This window comes from Gardnerella piotii, from assembly GCF_003397585.1.
Lineage (GTDB): Bacteria > Actinomycetota > Actinomycetes > Actinomycetales > Bifidobacteriaceae > Bifidobacterium > Bifidobacterium piotii.
The window spans coordinates 1,241,002-1,259,834 of sequence record NZ_QJUV01000001.1; the positions used below are offsets into that span (position 1 = coordinate 1,241,002).

The 18,833-nt window shown below is 44.5% G+C and carries 13 protein-coding genes and 3 tRNA genes; 3 read left to right on the plus strand and 13 right to left on the minus strand.

Annotated elements, in window-relative coordinates; genetic code table 11:
* Window positions 1-134: 134 nt before the first annotated feature.
* Window positions 135-857 (plus strand): transcriptional repressor LexA, encoded by a 723-nt coding sequence (lexA, locus tag D0T20_RS05380; protein ID WP_004130078.1) that lies wholly within the window; start codon window positions 135-137, stop codon window positions 855-857.
* A gap of 186 nt (window positions 858-1,043) precedes the next feature.
* Here lexA and D0T20_RS05385 read toward each other — a convergent pair whose 3' ends face one another.
* The 7 genes from D0T20_RS05385 to trmB form a co-directional block, all read right to left on the minus strand.
* Window positions 1,044-1,523 carry a GreA/GreB family elongation factor gene (locus D0T20_RS05385; protein ID WP_004132677.1) on the minus strand — a complete coding sequence of 160 codons (480 nt, stop codon included), beginning with the start codon at window positions 1,521-1,523 and terminating at the stop codon, window positions 1,044-1,046.
* Between the two features lie 57 nt (window positions 1,524-1,580).
* Window positions 1,581-1,988: an FKBP-type peptidyl-prolyl cis-trans isomerase gene (locus tag D0T20_RS05390; RefSeq protein ID WP_004130076.1), complete on the minus strand. Its 408-nt coding sequence runs from the start codon at window positions 1,986-1,988 to the stop codon at window positions 1,581-1,583.
* A 268-nt stretch (window positions 1,989-2,256) separates the two neighbouring features.
* Window positions 2,257-3,735 carry an L-serine ammonia-lyase gene (locus D0T20_RS05395; protein ID WP_116438631.1) on the minus strand — a complete coding sequence of 493 codons (1,479 nt, stop codon included), beginning with the start codon at window positions 3,733-3,735 and terminating at the stop codon, window positions 2,257-2,259.
* 62 nt (window positions 3,736-3,797) lie between these two features.
* Window positions 3,798-6,512 carry an HAD-IC family P-type ATPase gene (locus D0T20_RS05400; protein WP_116438741.1) on the minus strand — a complete coding sequence of 905 codons (2,715 nt, stop codon included), beginning with the start codon at window positions 6,510-6,512 and terminating at the stop codon, window positions 3,798-3,800.
* A 25-nt stretch (window positions 6,513-6,537) separates the two neighbouring features.
* Window positions 6,538-7,275 carry a hypothetical protein gene (locus D0T20_RS05405; protein WP_115757303.1) on the minus strand — a complete coding sequence of 246 codons (738 nt, stop codon included), beginning with the start codon at window positions 7,273-7,275 and terminating at the stop codon, window positions 6,538-6,540.
* A gap of 170 nt (window positions 7,276-7,445) precedes the next feature.
* Window positions 7,446-7,517, minus strand: a tRNA-Glu gene (locus D0T20_RS05410).
* A gap of 153 nt (window positions 7,518-7,670) precedes the next feature.
* The gene (gene trmB / locus D0T20_RS05415; RefSeq protein ID WP_116438742.1) at window positions 7,671-8,612 is read right to left on the minus strand and encodes a tRNA (guanosine(46)-N7)-methyltransferase TrmB; all 942 of its coding nucleotides are present in this window, start codon (window positions 8,610-8,612) and stop codon (window positions 7,671-7,673) included.
* A gap of 212 nt (window positions 8,613-8,824) precedes the next feature.
* Between trmB and galE the strand changes: the two genes are divergently transcribed.
* Window positions 8,825-9,835 (plus strand): UDP-glucose 4-epimerase GalE, encoded by a 1,011-nt coding sequence (galE, locus tag D0T20_RS05420; protein WP_116438632.1) that lies wholly within the window; start codon window positions 8,825-8,827, stop codon window positions 9,833-9,835.
* Between the two features lie 119 nt (window positions 9,836-9,954).
* Here the strand turns inward: galE and D0T20_RS05425 are convergent.
* The 6 genes from D0T20_RS05425 to nrdD all read right to left on the minus strand — a co-directional run bounded on the left by D0T20_RS05425 (window position 9,955) and on the right by nrdD (window position 18,028).
* Window positions 9,955-10,027: transfer RNA gene (locus D0T20_RS05425), tRNA-Phe, on the minus strand.
* A 43-nt stretch (window positions 10,028-10,070) separates the two neighbouring features.
* Window positions 10,071-10,144: transfer RNA gene (locus tag D0T20_RS05430), tRNA-Asp, on the minus strand.
* A gap of 143 nt (window positions 10,145-10,287) precedes the next feature.
* The gene (locus D0T20_RS05435) at window positions 10,288-12,546 is read right to left on the minus strand and encodes an ABC transporter ATP-binding protein (RefSeq protein WP_116438633.1); all 2,259 of its coding nucleotides are present in this window, start codon (window positions 12,544-12,546) and stop codon (window positions 10,288-10,290) included.
* Window positions 12,536-14,479 carry an ABC transporter ATP-binding protein gene (locus tag D0T20_RS05440; protein WP_116438634.1) on the minus strand — a complete coding sequence of 648 codons (1,944 nt, stop codon included), beginning with the start codon at window positions 14,477-14,479 and terminating at the stop codon, window positions 12,536-12,538. The genes D0T20_RS05435 and D0T20_RS05440 overlap by 11 nt, the downstream gene beginning before the upstream one ends.
* Window positions 14,480-14,739: 260 nt before the next feature.
* Window positions 14,740-15,447 carry an anaerobic ribonucleoside-triphosphate reductase activating protein gene (gene nrdG, locus D0T20_RS05445; protein WP_016636315.1) on the minus strand — a complete coding sequence of 236 codons (708 nt, stop codon included), beginning with the start codon at window positions 15,445-15,447 and terminating at the stop codon, window positions 14,740-14,742.
* 133 nt (window positions 15,448-15,580) lie between these two features.
* Entirely contained in the window at window positions 15,581-18,028 is a 2,448-nt protein-coding gene (gene nrdD / locus D0T20_RS05450) for an anaerobic ribonucleoside-triphosphate reductase (RefSeq protein WP_116438635.1), read from the minus strand.
* A gap of 237 nt (window positions 18,029-18,265) precedes the next feature.
* Between nrdD and D0T20_RS05455 the strand changes: the two genes are divergently transcribed.
* On the plus strand, window positions 18,266-18,688 hold the full coding sequence (locus D0T20_RS05455) for a DUF3052 domain-containing protein (RefSeq protein WP_004130062.1): 423 nt from the start codon (window positions 18,266-18,268) through the stop codon (window positions 18,686-18,688).
* The last annotated feature ends 145 nt before the right edge of the window (window positions 18,689-18,833 follow it).

Here is an 18,833-nt window from a genome sequence, read left to right on the forward strand (position 1 = left end):
ACATGAACATTTGTTCTATCGAACAAGTGTATTAATCTTGACACATTTGTTCTAAAGATGCAACGGCGTGTCGAACATATGTTTGATTTTTTTAGAAAAGTGTATTAGAATGTAAAACAACGAAAGGAGACACCATGAATACCACCCAAAACGAGCTTAGTGATTCTGCGGCGCACAACGCTGAGCCACTAACAGATCGCCAGAGAAAAATCATGGATGCTATACAGCAATGCCTCGAAGAACATGGATTCCCTCCATCATTTAGAGAAATAGGTGAAGCTGTAGGCTTAAGAAGTCCTTCTTCCGTAAAACATCAATTACGAGCACTCGAGATGAAAGGATTAATACGAATAAGCGCAAATAAAGGTAGAGCAATTGAAGTTATTGGAGATTTTATACAAAAGAATAAAGAAAAAGCCCATGCATTGCTTGAAAAACAATCAGCTATCGATGTGAGCATGTATAACAGTGAGTCTTTGATAAACTCTCACGATGTTCCTCTTGTTGGAAGAATCGCTGCAGGAACACCTATAACAGCTGAACAACATGTTGAAGATGTTATGCGTTTACCAGAAAGACTTACTGGAAGCGGAAATCTGTTCATGCTAGAAGTACACGGAGATTCAATGATTGACGCAGCAATTTGCGACGGTGATTATGTTGTTGTGCGAGAACAGAACGAAGCAACAAATGGAGATATTGTTGCTGCGCTGCTAGATAACGAAGCAACTGTAAAGACGTTTAGAAAAGAAAATGGTCACGTTTGGCTTATGCCTCACAATCCAGCGTATTCCCCTATAGATGGGTCTCACGCAAAGATAATGGGCAAAGTTGTTACCATTTTAAGAAAAATTTAATGATTTAAGAGATTTACAAGATTTACTAGATTAAAACAGCTAAAGAGCAATACTGTTAAACGGATACAAATAAGCATATAAATAAAATCGCTGTGACCTATAAATCATATAGATTCTAAATCACAGCGATTAGAGAAAATAGATAGATAACAAGTATGTGCTCGCTTATTAAAACAAATTCATTGTTTAAGCGAGTGGATGAGAATCCTTAATGGTTACAGAAATTTGGCGACCATTTGGAGCAGAGTAGCTAACAGTATCACCCGCTTTAGCGCCAATAATTGCAGCACCAATCGGAGATTCTGGACTAATAACATCGTAATCGGTAGCAACAGCAATATCACGAGAACCAAGAACATAAGTCATCTCTCGACCAGCAAGATCTAAAGTAACAACAGAGCCATTGCCAACAAGGCCTTCCTCTGGAGCCTCAAGAATCTTTGCGTTGCGTAGCTTAACAATAAGCTCGTTAATACGACCCTCGTTCTTGCCCTGCTCTTCGCGAGCAGCCTGATAGCCACCGTTTTCAGACAAATCGCCTTCGGCGCGAGCAGCAGCAATACGCTCGGTGATTTCATCACGATATTCACCCTCGCGATGAGCTAATTCTTCCTTAAGCTTATCGTAGGCCTCTTTAGTTAACAGAATTATTTTTTCTTCAGCCATTTTGCAATCTCCTTAACAAAGAATAAAGAATAAAAGCAACAAAACAATCACTCGCGTTTAGCGAGTAGAAATAATATCAATCACAAAAACGAGGGTGTCCGAACCACCAATTCCAGCCTGCGGAACACCTCGTGAACCATAACCATACTCAGGCGGAATAGAAACAAGTAAGCGGGAACCAACATTATGTCCTGGAACAGTACGATCCCAACCCTGAATAACCTGACCAACACCAATACCAAAGCTGGCAGGAGTATGACGAGCAAAACTAGAGTCAAAAGGCTCACTTGCTCCCCAAACAACGCCATGGTAATTAACGGTAACAGTGTCTCCAGCACGAACCAAAGGCCCATTACCTTCTACCAATTCAACAACCTTAAGCCCTGCTGGCGGCTCAAGCGCTGGGAACGTCACCGTTGGCGTAGTACCAAATTCCGCAACTACTTCTGGCATATCCTGTGCCATTTTGCCTCCTTTATAACCTCTTATAATCCCTTACAAACATGTGTAAATGCTTGCAAAAAGCCACTAACACTTACAAACTATTCATTAAAAACTTTGAATATTATAACATTTTTGCAATTTTATAGCGTGTTTTAGATTAGCACTCAACCGCTACCTATGCCAATACGCATATAACTTGCATAACAATATAGCAACACAATGCAAGCAAATACGCAAAACATGCTTAAGGAAAATGCAATAAAAATAGCTATAAATGCAACGACTATAACTAGCACTCAACTACATTTACAGCTAAGCCACCCTTAGATGTTTCGCGATATTTAGACATCATGTCTTGGCCAGTTTCCTTCATAGTTTTAATAGCACTATCTAAGCTAACAATATGAGAGCCATCACCTAGAAGAGCCATTCTAACAGCGTTAATAGCAGTGTTGGCAGCCATAGCATTGCGCTCGATACAAGGAATCTGAACCAAGCCACCAACCGGATCACAAGTGAGACCAAGATGATGCTCAATACCAATTTCGGCAGCATTTTCAACCTGCTGCGGAGTTCCGCCAAGAACTTCGCACAAGCCTGCAGCAGCCATAGAACACGCAGAGCCAACTTCTCCCTGGCACCCAACTTCTGCACCAGAAATAGAAGCATTGCGCTTAAACAAATAGCCAACAGCTCCAGAAGCAAGAAGGAACTTTATTATTCCCTCCTCGCTAGAACTGTCTACAAAACGCCAATAGTATTGCAAAACAGCCGGAATAATACCAGCGGATCCATTAGTCGGAGCTGTAACAATACGACCACCTCCAGCGTTTTCTTCACTTACTGCAAGAGCAAAAAGATTTACCCAAGCAGAATCAGAAGCTTCCAGAGCGCAATCAGCTCGCCTACGATTTTGCTTAAGCATATCGGAATTCGCAGCAAGACGAGCATACATACGCGGAGCACGCCTATGAACCTCAAGTCCGCCTGGAAGAATCTGCTGCTTAGAGTTACATCCATGTTCAACACACTCTTCCATAACTTCCCAAACATGCAACAAATAGGAACGAACATATTCGGAATTACCGTTATGCAAAGCAAGTTCGTTTTGCCAAACAATGTCACTTATGCTCTTATGCTCTTTTTTGCAAATCGAGATAAGTTCTTTGCACGTTGTAAAAGGATATGGAACAGACGAGTCTTCATGCAAATCACTAGAAGATTCAGAATCTTTATGACTAGAATCTTTAGTTTTATCTTCACTTTCTTCCACATTTTCATCAACGCGGTCATGCAAACCAATCATCTTATCGTTTGCATTGCCTTTGCGAATAAATCCGCCACCAATCGAATACCAAACTTGCTCATCAACAGTATTACCAAAGGAATCCAAAGCAACAAACCGCATGCCATTAGGATGTGCAGCCATGCGCCGCCACTTTTCAAAAACAACATCGGAATCGTAGTCAAATTCGATAGTATGACTATGCGCAAGTGTTAAAGTTCCGTTTTTCTTACAATCTTCGCGAATAGTCATCATGTGTTCCGTATCAACATCGTCTGGAAGGTTACCTTCAAGACCAGCAACCGATGCACGATCCGTACCATGCCCCAATCCAGTAAGAGACAAGGAGCCATACAGTGTGACTCGCACACGCGAAACGTCTTTAAGCTTTCCATTCTTTTGAAGAGAAGTCACAAAAGCATTCGCTGCGCGCATAGGTCCAACCGTGTGCGAAGAACTAGGACCTACACCAACCGAGAACATTTCTAAAATACTGAACACATATCTATTGTAAGCACAATTGTTAGTAGGCACGACACGCTACGTCAACGATCACTATCATAAGAGTGCAAAACACTACCATCGTTTACATTATCAATCCAGTTTTCAATCAAGTGACTAACAAGATGTAAAACTAACCAGATAACAAAGGCAAAAATTACAGCACAAATCATAACAAACATTGCATTTCCGCTCACAGGAACATGCAAATCAAAGAAATGCGCAACAAACGGTATAAATGCACCAATAACGCCAGCAGCAGCAAAGCATAAGACCATAATTCCACGCCAAGAAATAAGTGGCTTAGAAACTGTAGCCAAAACTGCAACACCGAGCACAAAAACAGTAACAGCACAAATAGTGCGAGTTACACCAACAGCGTGCACAGATTCAACAATAAGCCTAGAAGCGCTAGCGTTAGAAGAATCAAGACCACGCGCAAGCATTAAAGGAGAAAGAATGGACACAACCAAAACAGACACAGCAACAGCTATGCCATTTGGTAAAGCAAAACGAACAACACGATGCAAGAATCCAGGAACGTAGCGTCTTGTATTAGGAGCCAAAGCGAGCAAAAATGCTGGAATACCAATGGTTAACGAACCGATATAGGTTATGTGACGAGGCAAATATGGGAAATTAAGACCGAGCAAAACCACACCTGCAGAAATCAGTGCAGAATACACGGTTTTAACAAGGAACAGTCCTGCAACACGTTCCATGTTTGCCATTACTTGACGACCTTTAGCAACAACGTCTGGAAGATGCGAGAAACGTGAGTCAACAAGAACAACTTGCGCAACAGCTTTAGCAGCTGGAGCAGCGTTACCCATTGCAACGCCTAAGTCTGCCTCTTTGAGCGCAAGCGTGTCGTTTACACCGTCGCCAGTCATAGCAACAACGTGGCCTTTAGAGTGCAAAGCTTGAACAATCGCCTTCTTTTGATCAGGCAAAACACGACCAAGAACATCAATGTTTTCAAGAACTTCGGCAAGTTGATTTATATCTTTAGGCAACTGCCTTGCGTCCATCGAAACAGGCTTTGAGTTACCAGTTAGACCAACTTTTTCGGCAACAGATGCAACGGTTGTTGGATTATCGCCAGAAATAACGCGACACCTAACACCTTGCTGTCTAAACCAAGCAAGAGTTTGACGAGCATCAGCACGTATTTTCTCTGAGCATCGAACTAAAGCAACAGGGCGAGCGCTTGTAGACACTACTGGAGAACTTGAGAACGTTACGTTATTAGAATCGCCAGAATCACTATAAGCAACAGCTAGAAGAAGAACACGATTACCCTGCTGAGCGTATTCGTTTACACGATTCAAAATTTGCTTAAACGAATCCGTTAAATGGCAATTATCGAAAGGAGAATCTCCAGAAACCGCAGAATCGCTGATTCCGCCTTCTGCAACCGCTGGAGCAATAGAACCGTGCAAATCGCCAGAAGCAACGCTAGATTTGCGTGCACAAATCGCAGTTGCCAAAACCTCTGGAGCACCCATATACCACGTTTCAAATCTACCGTCTTTTAGCGCATAGCGTATTGCGCTCCACTTTCTTGCAGACGAAAATGGCAAGCGAGCGCTAACGCTAGAAGCAGAGGAAACACCTTGATCTTTAAGGCCTTCCATAATGGCAGAACCTGTAGCATTTGGATTTTCTTCGTTAGATAAGTCAAACAAAGCTTGATTCACCAAACGATTCGAGTCACCACCAATCAAGTCAACACCAACAAACGCGATTCCACCATCCGTAATAGTGCCCGTTTTGTCTAGATTAAGGCAATCCACTCGAGCCAAAGTTTCAACAGATTCAAGCTCCTGAACCAACGTTTTTTTACGCGCAAGACGCATTGCAGCAACAGCAAAGTTAAGTGAAGTTAAAAGAACAAGCCCTTCTGGAATCATGCCAACAACGCCAGCAACCGCAGAAACAACAGCACTCTTCCACTGCCCTGTCTGTAAAGCTACAGCAAATCCGCCAACCTTATTGATTTGCGACCAAACAAGCAAAACGCAAAGAGGAACAACAACAATCGTCATCCACTTTAGAATCGTGTTAATTCCACGACTCAAATCGGAGATTGTTTTTGTATAGACCTTTGCTTGTGCAGCAAGCTTAGACGCATAGCTGTTATCTCCTACAGCCGTAACGCGCATTAAAGCAATGCCAGAAACCGCAGTAGAGCCAGAATAAACAAAGTCATCCGCAGCTTTACGAACAGTAACAGATTCGCCCGTAAGCATGGACTCGTCCATCTCTAAGCCCCAAGATTTAACAACATTTGCATCTGCAGGAACCTGGTCGCCAGAACGAACCCACAACAAATCACCAAGCACAATACCGCTATGATCAACATAAACATTTTTGCCTTCGCGCCGAACAATCGATTTGGAAGCAACAAGAATCGAAAGACGGTCGAGCGTACGCTTTGCGCGCAACTCCGTAACAACACCAATACCCGTGTTAATAAGAATCACAAAGCCAAAAACAGCGTCTTTCCAAGAACCAGTGGCAAGAACAACAACCATTGCTGCAAAAATAATTGCGTTAAAAAGAGTAAACACGTTTGCGCGCACAATAGAAAGAACGGACCTAGATGTGCGATTATTTGTAACATTTACAAATCCGCGATTTACAGCATCAAAAACTTCGCTTTGCGTTAAGCCTTGTTCGCTAACCTCTGGCAAATCAGGGAAATCTGAGATATTCACAGAATCTGTAGAGTTTGCAGAGCTTTGCGAATCATGCATTTTTTGCAAACTCGTAACGTTAGAGCTAATCTTTGTCATTTATAACCACATCCCTACTGTGAGGCGTATTGTCAATCACAGATTGAACAATTTTTAGAAGACTAGAATGTTGGATTTTACCGAAACCCTTAATTAGATTTGCGTCAAACAAATTCTCGCCATCTAAATCCTTAAGAATATAAAGCTTTGCTGCATACAAAGTGCGGTCCTTAGGTGGATTTTGCGGATTAACAAGCACAACAGGAATCCCAGCAGAGCGCGCATATTCAAGCGCATTAGTCCAAGCTTTGCGAGCTTTTAGATCAACGTGCGCACCGCCAGCATTGCTTTTAACGCTAGAATCAACGCGATCTGCTCTATCAACATTAATGTTGTTTATAAAAATAATAGACACGGGCTGATTTGAAGCGTCTGTAATTGCCTCTTGCGAAGCAAAATTAGCATTTTTGACGTCTGCAATCGAAGTATATGATGCATGCAAACCAGATTTCTCACACATATGCAAAAGCTTAGAATCAAGAGCCGCCTGCCTGGATCCAACTACAAACAATTTTATGTCTTCTACATCAATGCCATCATGAACAATGTCGTCCAAATGCCCGCTATCGCCAACAGCATGGCCCTGAGGAGTGCAAGCACTTAGAGACGCAAATAAGAAAATCACCAATGCGGACGCAAAAGCCGAAACAACATAATTACGTTTGCACAAAACAGCACGAATCGCACGCATAAGAACGTGTTTTGTTTTGCGCATAAAGACCATAAGACTTTTATAGCACAAATCACGCACGAAGAGTATCAAAGAACAGCGCAAGAGTTAAGGGTAAGAGTTAATAACTCTGGCCTATAACCCAACTTTTTGGCCTATAACCCCACAAGAGGTAAACATCGTAGATAACAAAAACGCCGCTAAAACTAGCGGCGCAAAATTTGTACCCCCTAAGAGAGTCGAACTCTTGTTGTCAGATTGAAAGTCTGGTGTCCTAACCGTTAGACGAAGGGGGCTTTAACCAAACCATATAATGTTAACACTCACGCGCAGTTCTTGCAAATTACGGCGTGTTGAAGGAAGACAACGCGATTCTAACGCCACGCCACACACCACGCCGCGCTCAACGCACCACACGCCACGCCACGCTCAACAATCAAATTCACAACTCACTTTTTAACAACATACGCAAAATCGTGAATCACGCGACCAGCTTCTAATCCCTTGCGCTCAAAATTCGTCAAAACACGCCCATCAAAGCGACGCGACTCCACAAAATCCGCATGAGGCAAATCCGCAGCATCTTGCGCATTACCCTTTCCAACATGCTCCGTAGGCAAACTCACGCGCAAATCGCCATCGTTTTCAAAGCACGCCAAAGAATCCATAACTTCGTGAACATGCAATGCGTAATCCTCAATATCTGTAGCAATTCGCCAAACTCCGCCTGCAACAAGCGCATTATGCACAGACTTAGCCAAAGATGGCTGAACAATTCGGCGCTTGTGATGACGCATTTTAGGCCAAGGATCCGGGAAAAATGTCCAAACCTCTGCCAAAACACCACTTTTGCACGCCGCAAGAAAATCAGGAGCGTTCACTTGAGCAATTCGCAAATTACGCAAATCCTGCTTACCAGCCAAAAGCATAGTGTGCGCTACGCCTGGGTCATAAACTTCTAGCGCAAGAAAATTCGTATTCGGGTTTGCTGCAGCAGCTGCCACAATGTTTTCTCCCTGCCCCGAGCCGATTTCGACTATAAGCGGATTAGCATTGCCCCAATTGGCTTCAATCCATTGCGAATCCACACACAAATCGCTTTTTACGCGCAAAGACCCATCGCCATCCGCAATGCATAGCAAATAAGCGCCTGAGTAGCGTTGCTTGGCTTTCTCTAAGCGCGCGTCGAGCCTGGCAGATCTTCGTACAAAAGAAAGAATCGCCCTAGCGGATGCGTGAGGCTGTTGAGGTTTGGAAGAGTCGCAAGCAACCGCGCCACCATCCTCGCCATCAGTCAAATCGCCAAAAGAGTGGCCACCATGCAAATCGTCACTTGCACTATCTACATTAAAATCGTTCATTTTTAGCCAATCTTCCTTATTTTCTTGCATACGCGATTGAATCACAACTCATCGCATAATATCAAACGCGCAAAACACTGGCACAAATACCAGCACAAACACAAACAATCACAAACACTGGAACAATCACAAACACTGGAACAAACACAAACAATGCCAAAAACACAATATGATTCAAGCGCTATAATTTCCCTATAACATTATGCAAAAACAGCATATGCAAGAAAGGTAAACGGTAAACAATGACTATTCTAGTTACAGGCGGATGCGGCTACATTGGCGCACACGTTGTACACGCTCTTCACCAAGCAAAGCAAAACGTTGTAGTTGTAGACGATTTGAGCTACGGAAAGCCTACAAGAATTGAAGGCGCGCGACTTTACGGAATGGACATTGCTTCCCCAGACGCTGGAGCGCGACTTGCGCAAATAATGAAGGAAAATAACGTTGACTCTGTGATTCACTTTGCTGCGCGAAAGCAAGTTGGAGAGTCCGTAGAAAAGCCACTTTGGTACTACCAGCAGAACATTAATGGCATGCTTAACGTTCTAGAAGGAATGCGCCAAAGCGGTGCTAAAAAGCTTGTTTTTTCGTCTAGCGCGGCCACGTATGGCGAGCCGCCTGTAGAAGTTGTGCCAGAAGACGTTGTGCCAATGCTTCCGATTAATCCATACGGCCAAACTAAACTTTTTGGCGAGTGGATGGCACGCGCTTGCGAACACACTTATGGAATTCGCTTTTGCGCACTTCGCTACTTTAACGTTGCGGGATGCGGGCCTGTGGAGCTAGAAGATCCTGCGATTTTGAACCTGATTCCTATGCTTTTAGATAGGTTGCAGCAAGGCAAAGCTCCTGCGATTTTTGGCAACGACTACCCTACTGACGACGGCACTTGCATTCGCGACTACATTCACGTTTCTGATCTTGCAGACGCGCACATTGCAGCGCTTACTTATTTAGATCGCGATGAGCGCAAATACGACGCTTTTAACGTTGGAACAGGCAAAGGCACTTCTGTTCGTCAAATTGTAGACGAAGTTAGGCGCGTTACTGGATTGCCATTTAGAGAGGCGATTTTAGGGCGTAGAGCTGGCGATCCGCCACAATTGATTGGAAGCACAAAGCGCATTAACGAAGAGATGGGATGGCACGCGCGCTACAGCGTTAAAGATATTGTGGAATCTGCATGGAAAGCTTGGCAAGCAAATCCAGATCATCATATTGATGTTGAATCGTGGAAGCAAGTTGACTAATGACTAAGCGAGTTGACTAGTCAAGTCAGATAAGCAAGTCATATAAACAAGTCATATAAACAAAAAACGCGCGGCAAAAATGCTGCGCGTTTTGTTATTTAGTTTTGTTTATTTACTTGTGGCTCCGAGCGGGATCGATCCGCTGACCTAGCGATTTTCAGTCGCTCGCTCTACCAACTGAGCTACAGAGCCATGATGAATAAAAAACCCGGGCGAACCGGGCCTTTACTAATCGCGACCCCGGCCGGACTTGAACCGGTGACCTCCGCCGTGACAGGGCGGCGCTCTAACCAACTGAGCTACGGGGCCGTGGCTTTGTTCCATTGAACAGCCGAGTTACTATCTTACAGAATCCACGCCAAAATGCAAGCTCAAAAGCGTGTTCGGCGTGTTGCCGCGGAATATCAAGCAAACGCACATTATGTTCAATACGTGCAAACACACAACGCTGGCTACTCCAGCTCCATTGCACCCGTGCAAAGTTGATAATATTCTCCGCGCTTTTTCATCAAGTCTTCATGAGACCCACGCTCAACAATCCTGCCATGGTCCAAAACCATAATCACATCCGCGTTTCGCACTGTGGAAAGCCTGTGCGCAATCACAAACACGGTTCTATCTTGCATCAAAGCATCCATCGCGCTTTGCACAAGCGCTTCCGTATGCGTGTCTATCGAAGAAGTTGCTTCGTCTAAAATCAAAACAGGCGGATTCGCAACAGCAGCGCGCGCAATCGCAATCAGCTGCTTTTGGCCCTGCGAAAGCTCTGCTCCGCCGTTTTTAATATGCGTGTTGTAGCCGTCTGGCAGCTTGGAAATAAAGGAATCCGCATGCGCAAGAGTGGCGGCAGCAACGCAATCCGAATCGCTAGCATTAAGACGTCCGTAGCGAATATTGTCCATTATGCTTGCACTAAACAATCCAACATCTTGCAAAACAGTTGCAACAGCATGTCGCAAGTCGCTTTTGCAAATATTGCGAACGTCAATTCCGTCATACAAGATTTGACCATCTGCAATGTTGTAAAAACGCGTAAGAAGATTGGCGATTGTGGTTTTGCCAGCGCCAGTGGCACCTACAAGCGCAACTTTTTGACCCGCGTGCGCATACCAAGATATGTTGTGCAAAACGGTTTTAGAAGGCTCGTAGCCAAACGTAACGTTTTCAAAGCGAACATCTCCCCTAACAAGCGTATAAACGCCGTCTTTAGAGCAAATCGCGTGTTTTTGGGCATCCGTGCAAGAATCGTAGCTTGAAGAATCTGGATTTGAATAATCGCAACTTGAAGAATCGTAGCTCGAAGAATCGCAATTTGAAGAATCGCAACTTGACTTTTCAGAGCAATTTTTCCACGCCCAATACACGTTATTTCCGCAAGAATCTTCGCTTACTTCACTAAAAACTTGCAAATAAGACTGTTTAGCGTCTGTAAAATCTACTTGCGATTTATTGCTATTATCCCCACTATCTCCACTACAAAACTCAACGATTTTTGCGCGAATTTTAACAAGCTTAACTGTTCCATCATCTTTTTCAACAGGCTCATCTAAAAGCGCAAAAATGCGATTCGCGCCTGCAGCTGCCATCATAAGCGAATTTAATTGCATTGTTATCTCGCCAATCGGGTTTATAAACGCGCGAGAAAGCGTAAGAAGCGATATAAGCGTGCCGATTGTAAGCGTGCTTGAATTCACACCAAAAACGCCGCTCAATCCAGCAGAAGGCACGCCAGCATTTACAGCCCACGCTCCAAAAATCGCAAGCAAAACGTAAAAAAGATAGCTCGCGTTACTAATCACAGGCATAACATTATTTGCGTAAGAATTGGCGCTAGCAGAAATTTTTTGCACGCGAGAAGCCAAATCACTTAATTTTTTAACCGCCGCACGCTCGTGATTAAAAATCTTAATAACTTTTCTACCAGAATCCGCCTCTTCTACAAACTCGTTCAAATCACCCAAAGCTGCCTGGAATTGCACAAAAAGCTTGCCCGAACGCTTAAGCATAAAACGCACTAGAAGCAAAAGAATTGCAGTAAAAATCACAATAAAAATCGCAACAGGAATCGAAAGCCAAACAATCGCGCAAAACGCAGCCGCAATAGACATTAGCGCGCTAAACGAATCGGGAAAAGACCAAGAAATCGCTTCATGGAGCGCTTCCGTGTCGTTTGTGTATCGGCTCATAACATCGCCATATCCGTGAGCGTCTAAGTACCCAAGCGGAAGATCTTGATGATGCTTAAACATTTGATTTCTAAGGTTTCGCATTACACTTTGCGCGATTTTTACAACCAGCCTGCTCCAAAGCCAGCTAAAGAACACACCAATAGCGCACACGCATGCCATAATTGCAATCATTCGCAAAAGTGGCGCAAAATCGGGATTACGCTTGCCGATTAGAGGCAAAATGTACGCGTCTACAAGCGATTGCAAAAACATTGCGCTTACAGCTTGAACAATGGAGCTTACAATAATTGACACAATAACAACAAAAACTTGCATCTTGTAAGCCATAATATAAGACGCTAAGCGCTTTAGAACGCGCCAATTTAGAGCGGATTTTTCTTGCGATTTTTGCTCTAAGTTTTCTTGCGATTTTTGCTCTAAGTTTTCTTGCGACTTGTGATCTAAGTTTTCTTGCGATTTTTGCGAAGATTCTTGTGCAGACTTTTGCGCCAAGTTTTCTTGCGACTTTTCATTATTTTTCATTGTTAATCCTGCCGCCTTCGCTACCTTCGCCGTCTTCACTGCCTTCGCTGTTTTTAGACTCAATCATTTTTACACCTTGAGAAATCGCCATTTTTCTATAAATTTCACACGATTCCATCAACTCGCTATGCTTCCCTTTAGCAACAACACGCCCATCTTTAAGAACAACAATCAAATCCGCATGCATGCAAGAAGACACGCGTTGCGCAACAATGATTTGCGTGGAATCGGGCATAAAATGCCTTAAATTCTCGCGAATCTTGGCGTCTGTTTTAACATCTACCGCACTCATTGAATCATCTAAAATCAAGATTTTTGGCCGCTTTAGCAATGCGCGCGCAATGCAAAGTCGCTGTTTTTGACCGCCCGAAAGATTCTTACCGCCTTGCTCAAGATTCGTGTTATATGCATGTGGCAAATCGTTTATAAACTCTTGAGCGCAAGCGATTTTGCACGCTTCGCGCAAGTCGGAGTCACTGGCATCCTCATTGCCCCATCGAAGATTTTGCGCAATAGTGCCGCTAAACAGAATATTTTTTTGTAACACAATTCCTATCTGGTTGCGCAAACTTTTGGAATCATAAAAACGAACGTCTGATCCGCCTACAAAAACAGTGCCTTTTGTTACATCGTAAATGCGAGCAATCAAATTTATAATACTTGACTTTCCGCTACCCGTTGCGCCCACAATCCCAACAGTAGAGCCAGAAGGAATGTTTAGATTTATGTTGTGTAAAATTTCCTGACTATCTTTAATTTCCTGATTGCCTTTCGACAAATCGCCAGCAGCCGAAGACAAACCGCCATTTACGCGCGCAAAATCATGCTCAAAATCATTCGCAGAATCATATGCAAAATCAACATTATTAAAGCAAATCGAAGCATCTGCAAGCTCTGTAATAGGGTTTTTATGAACATACTCACTGTTATGCGATTGTAAAACATTTGCAACACGATGCATTGACGTGCGCGCAGTAACCGTCATAACAAAAATTACAACCAAGTTAGCCAACGCAAACAAAATTTGCAACGCATACACAACCAGCGCCGCAAGATTTCCCGTAGTCAAGCCAAATGCAGGATTATTTCCCGAAGCAACGATTTGCTTAGAAGCCATCCACGCAATAAGAAGCAAACACGCATAAAAACACAAGTTAAAAAGCGGAATACTGCAATTTAGAACATACTCTGCTTTTAAAAAATAGCTGTAAATCTTATGCGATATGCGCCTAAAACGGTGGTTTTCGTAGTCTTCCCTAACATACGACTTAACAATGCGAATATTGCGCAAATTTTCGCTAACCATGCTGTTCATGATGTCAATCGTGCCGTAAATTCGCGCAAAAGTAGGCGCAACAATCTTTGCACCAATACCACAAATAACGCCAACAATTGGAATAAGACTAAGAAAAACCCAAGAAATAGAAGGGCTTATGCAAAAAGTAAACCACCACGCTGCAACAATAATCACAAGGCTGCGAACGCCTGCGCGAATAACCATTTGATACGCAAATTGAATATTAGAAACGTCGCTAGTTAAGCGCGTAACAACAGTGCCAGTAGAAAAACGGTCAAGATCGCAAAAACTCAACGATTGCAAGCGACTAAACATCTTGCATCGCAAATTTTTGCCAAAGCCAGCGCTAGAATAAGCGCAACAAACTCCAGAAATAACGCCGAAAATCATTGATATTGCAGCAAAAGCTAGTAATTGCAAGCCGTAGTATTTAACAGCGTTTTGGGATTTTGCGGCAATTCCAAAGTCAATAAGACTAGACATTACTGTTGGAATCGCAATTTGCATAGACGCTTCTACAAAAATCGCAACAGACGTGATTACGCCAAGCATGCGATAGCGCTTTAACAGCGGCATTATTGTGCGAAACGCATGAGGCGCGTAATTCTTAGGTTTTTGCTGCGATTTTGCTTTCATGCGACCTCTCTAATAAATGAATTTATACGCTTAATCATATCACCTCTGACTGTTTTGACTTGTAGTGCGATTGTACTGCGACACGCCGTAAATCAGGTACATGGCAGGTCGTGTCGTTCGCGCGGTCTAAGCGCGCGAACGTCTTCGCCACGCAGAAGCAGTGCTTCTGCCTTGAGTGGCCCAGCGCTCCGAATTGCCTTTTCGCGCTACGCTCTAAGCGAAAAGGCAGGTCGGAGCGCACTATTTCTAACAACTATTAGCTAACTCGCGTCACCTTCGCCAACTGCTCGATCCTTGCCGTAGATTGATGGAATAAAACGCTCTTGATCGTGAAGCTTTTCCCAGATTACAGGCGGATCAATCGGATTTTTCAGCGACTTTGGCACGTCAATAATCCGCTGATTACTAGATCCGCGGAATTGCAGCAGCGAATCGTGAAGATCCTTCATATATCGCCCGTCAACAAGAATGTCAATGTATTGCAAAAGCTCAAGTTTATCTGGCGTCTCGCCTTTGCGCATAAGCTCTTCCCAAGTGTAACCAGTCCAGCTCCAAATGTCTTTTGTATTACCAAACTCGCTTCGAATACGCTTGCAAAGTGGCAGCAAAATACCAGTGTTAAGAAGCGGCTCGCCGCCAAGAAGAGTCAAACCTTGCACGTACGGAAGCGCCAAATCTTCCATAATCTGGTCTTCAAGCTTTTGCGTGTATGGGTAGCCTGCGCGAAAATCCCAAATCGACTCGTTATAGCATTCAACGCAATGGAACGGGCAGCCAGAAACATACAGCGAGCAGCGGATTCCCTCGCCATCTGTCATAAGAAATCGCTTATAATCCGCAATCATGCCCTTGCTCATGCGCTCACTGGACCACTGCCCTGCGCGCGGATTATTAGAAAGAGAGGTTGGAATCCAAGGCCCGCGGTTAACGTCTGCAGGTGCAAAATCGTGCAAACTTATACGAGCCATGGTTCCAACCTTTTAGTAATTTAGCCTAGCTTTTACTTTATTTTATGCGACTTTATGCGACTTTAAGCCGTGATTTTACGCTGCGACTTTACGCGATTACACGCTCCGCAATTTTATACCGCATTCCTACGAGCTACTTTGTCTCCTCGTACCACTCGCGCGACTCGCCATTGTTAAGAACAACATGGCCAGTTTCGCCCGACATGTGCTTTACGCGGTGAGCAATCTCCTCGTGGCGTCCGTGAACCATTGGTCGCTGAACAGGATTGCCCAAGTATCCGCAAGTGCGCTTAGTCACATTGCACTTATCTGGATCGCTGTTTCCGCACTCTGGGCAACGGAAGCCTTCCTTAGTTGGCTCAAAATCGCCCTGGAATCCGCAAACAAAGCAATGGTCAATCGGAGTGTTCGTACCCAAGTAGCCAATGCCAATCTTATAAGCATAATCCCAAACAGCCTCCAAAGCCTTAGGATTTGCTTGCAAGCATGGGAACTCGCAGTAGTTAATAAAGCCGCCGGAAGCAAGATACGGGAAGTCAACCTCGTAGCGGAGCTTCTCCATAGGAGTTGGCTGCAACCACACTGGGTAATGGAAGGAATTAGTGTAGAAGTCGTGATCGGTAACGCCTTCAATGCTGCCAAACTTCTGGCGATCCATGCGGTTAAAGCGATCCGTCAAAGACTCAGCAGGAGTGGAATATACCGAGTAATGGTATCCCTCCGCCTTCGACCACTGCTGGCAAAGCTGATTCATACGGCGAACCATAGAAAGCGCAAATTGCTTGCCATCCTCATTCCAGCTGTGATCTTGCATCCAATCCTTGCCAAAGAACACGGATGTAGCTTCATACAGGCCAATATAGCCAAGAGACACAGTTGCGCGCTCGTTGCGGAACAGCTGATCCACGCTCTCATTAGCGCCCAAACGGCCAAAAGCACCGTAGCGGAACAGAGTTGGAGCGTTTACAGGAGTGGCCTGCTTGCAACGCATAATGCGGAATCGCAAAGCTTGATGCGCCACTTCCATGCGCTCGTTAAAAAGCTTCCAGAAGCGGTTTACGTCTCCGTGAGACTCCAGCGCAATGCGAGGCACGTTAACTGTTACAACGCCAAGATTCATGCGGCCGTCTTCCACGTCTTTGCCAGTCTTTGGATCAACCCAGCCCTGAAGGAAGGATCGGCAGCCCATAGGCGCCTTAAAGGAGCCTGTAATCTTAACAATATTCTCGTAGAACACAACGTCTGGGTACATGCGCTTTGTAGAGCACTCAAGCGCCAGCTGCTTCAAATCGTAGTTTGGATCGCCTGCATCTGCGTTAACGCCGTGCTTAATAGTAAACACAAGTTTAGGGAAGATAGCAGTATGACGGTCCTTGCCGAGTCCGCGAATGCGATTAAGTAAAATAGCGCGCTGAATTTCGCGAGCAAACCAAGACGTACCCAAGCCAAAGCCAACAGTTACGAACGGAGTCTGACCGTTAGAAACGCGGTTAGAATTGATTTGATATTCCATTGTCTGCATAGCGTCGTAAATCGCCTTGCGCGTCATAATCTTTGCGTAAACTTCGCGAAGCTGATCCAACTCACTCAAATTCTCGTCAAAAGGAGTGTCTTCTGGAAGAGGATCCCTATCTGAACAATGAAGATTCTTAGGCTCCTGAGCCTTTAAGCCGTCAATCATGGCCTTAGCAACTTCGATTGGCGTGGAATCTGGAATCATGGCCTGAGCCATAGCAAGATTCTTGTCGTAATCGCACTTAGCGTAAGGCTCAAGCATCTCGTCTGCGCGGTTTACAGTTTGGCCGCCGTACTGCGCGCCTGCAATATCCTTAATAATCTGCGTAACTTGAGTAGCCGCCGTGCCAATCGACTTTGGGCTATCCATCATTGCGTTTCCAAGCGCAAATCCCTTAGCAAGCATATCTCCAAAATCTGGAAGCGAGCAATTGCTCATGCAAGTAAATGGCGAATAATCAGCATCGTGGAAGTGAATATCGCCCTTCATATGCGCGTTAGAAACCGCGTGAGGAAGCATAGAAAACGCGGAAGCCTTAGAAACAGCGCCTGCAAGAAGATCGCGCTGAGTAGCGTAAACGTTGGAATCCTTGTTAGCATTTTCGCGCACAAGCGACTCGTCTCGGTTTACAAGGCGATTCACAGCTTCGTTAATGTCGGTTGCCTTAGCGCGGTCGATATCTCGGTTTAGGCGGTAGCTTGTGTAGCAACGCGCAACCTCGTAAAGGTGATTTTCAATAAGACCATGCTCAACAAGAGTCTGAATATCTTCGATTTTTGCAGGGCCATTGTAACGGTCTTGAATCTCGGCCTCAATATGATCCGTAATATCGCGAATCATCTGCTCTTCTTGCGGGCCAACTTCTTTGCGCAAATCCTTAAACGCAGCTTTAATGGCCATTATTATGTTCATCTGATCGAAGTCAACAACGCGACCATCGCGCTTTTCGACTTGCACGCGAGACTTCTTAGAAGAGTCGTTTGAAGCTACATTAAAATCACCCAAAGTGACGGCTTCTTCATCTTGCAAAGTGGCATCTTCTAAAGTCATATCAGAGACCTGCATTCTACAGACCTTTCTCAATCTACCGTGTATTTTGCATCGCAAATCGACTTATGATTCGCAACAACTTGCTCTACTATAACCCATTGCATGCACAATATCTAGGGCAACTTACATAAATAACAAACTATATATAGTGATTTTGTGGTTTCTGGCGATTTTCCAGGCGTGTCTCAGCGTGCCGTGCGCGCGGCTAGGGCGAGTCGCGCAAATTCTTGACGCTTTGATATATTGAGTCACGTGGAACAGACAGCTTTTCAACATGCAGAAGAATTTGGATTCCAACCTGGAGACATCGTACAGCAGTGGCTGTGGGACGATGACGTTGACGATGCGATTTGCAGCAATATCGAAGAATTGACTGGCGAAGAACTTGTTGACGAAGATTACAGCTCCACTGTTGACGGAGTGATTATTTGGTGGCGAGACGGCGACGACGAAGACGAGCTAGCAGACACCATTATGGATGCAACAAACATGTTGAACAGCAACGCGCCTATGTGGGTTTTAACACCTAAGCCAGGGCGTGCTGGTTCTCCAAGCTCTAGCACTGTTCAAGCAGCAGCAATGACTGCTGGAATGAACGCCGCAACGCCTTTAACAGTTAGCGAAGATTGGAATGGTATTCGCTTGCGCGCATTCGGCAAAGGTCAAAGCAAGTAACGCAGTTAGTCGGCACTTAGTTAGTTAGCCGACGCTTTTTGTACCAAATTTGACCTAAATCACGTACATTCTCAGGAAAACAACTCCGCTTTTTGTAGCAATTTACGGCGTGTTGAACAACAAAAAGCGGAAAAAATTGACGCAC